At 61.7% G+C, this 616-nt stretch carries 1 protein-coding gene; it reads left to right on the plus strand.

What is annotated here, in order from left to right; all coding sequences use genetic code 11:
* Window positions 1-20 precede the first annotated feature (20 nt).
* Entirely contained in the window at window positions 21-494 is a 474-nt protein-coding gene (locus X742_RS140260) for a transposase (protein WP_031241599.1), read from the plus strand.
* The last annotated feature ends 122 nt before the right edge of the window (window positions 495-616 follow it).

Below are 616 nucleotides of genomic sequence, written 5' to 3' on the forward strand. Positions count from 1 at the left end.
AAATAGGTGGACACCAAGTGATGGAAGAAGATGAGCAGAAACTGCGGGTGAGGCTTGTCGGTCGGGACGGGCGACGCCGATACGACCCCGCATCGAAGGAGCGTCTTGTCTCGGCCTGCCTTGAGCCTGGCGTGTCGGTATCGAGGCTCGCGCTCGAACATGGGGTCAATGCGAACCTTCTTCGGAAGTGGATAAAGAAGCGCGCGGAGACCCAGTCCCTCCCGCCGTCCTCACCACCGGCGTTCATCCCGGTCCAGATTGAAAGCACTTCCGATCGGGCCTTGCTGCGACAGAGCAGCATGGCTGCGGTGGCTTTGCCGGGGACTTGCGATGGGGCGCGTGGGTCGGCATCGAAAAGGACTGCGCCTTTTTCCTCTCCAGCCAAGGTGAGCGCGTCGCTGCCGAACGGCGTGAAGTTGACGCTGGAATGCGGTGATGTGGATGCGTTGACGGCGACCATCGGAGCACTGGGTCATGTTCAGACTGGGCGCTGACCTGAAAGTCTACCTGCACCGCGAGCCGATCGACTTCCGGGCCGGCATCAACAGCCTCGCGGTTCTGGTCCAGGAGACGATGGCGCTCGATCCGTTTGCTCCGGCGGTTTTTGCGTTCTGCA

The sequence above is a fragment of the Mesorhizobium sp. LNHC229A00 genome (assembly GCF_000502415.1).
Taxonomy (GTDB): Bacteria; Pseudomonadota; Alphaproteobacteria; order Rhizobiales; family Rhizobiaceae; genus Mesorhizobium.